Raw genomic sequence first — 574 nt, forward strand, 5'->3', positions numbered from 1 at the left:
GATATACTTGACGTCGCGATAAGTCAGCCTGGGGTTGGCTTCCAGCATCAGCGCCGCGACACCGCTGACCATCGGCGTCGCCGCCGACGTACCGGTCATATGGGCCGTGTAGTTACAGGTGCTATCGATGTCAGATTGGTCGGTATCGAGCAGATTGCGATCATCAGCGTCATTCTTGTTGCTGCCAACATCGCAGCCCATCGCATCGGTCGTCAGGATCGCCGGATCGAAGACTTCGTGTGCAAAGTCGTCTTTGGTTTTTCCATCCTTCAGAAAACGCTCCATCCTTCCAGCTCCACCGCCGAATGCGGAAACCCAAAGCGCAGATCCGGTGGACGAATAGATGGATCGCTTGCCGTCTGCACTGACAGCTGCAACCGTGATCATGTTGAATAGGTGGTTCTGGGGATCGTTATTGGCTGGGAAGCATCCAACGTTGTCGCAAGTGCTGTCATTGAGATCTGTGAAATCATTTCCCGCGGCTTTCACGTAGATGCCACCTAGCCCCCCACGGGTAGACGTCATGCCTCTTTCGAAACTTCTGACTGTGTCCTGGCTAAAAGCCTGCGCGGAT

General features: G+C 54.7%; 1 protein-coding gene. It reads right to left on the minus strand.

Annotated features, from left to right (window positions below; all coding sequences use genetic code 11):
* Positions 1-525: S8 family serine peptidase (locus tag LG367_RS18325; protein ID WP_226470708.1), on the minus strand; the 525-nt coding region annotated here is incomplete at its 3' end.
* Positions 526-574 lie beyond the last annotated feature (49 nt).

The organism is Luteimonas panaciterrae (assembly GCF_020511115.1).
Classification (GTDB): Bacteria; Pseudomonadota; Gammaproteobacteria; order Xanthomonadales; family Xanthomonadaceae; genus Luteimonas; species Luteimonas panaciterrae.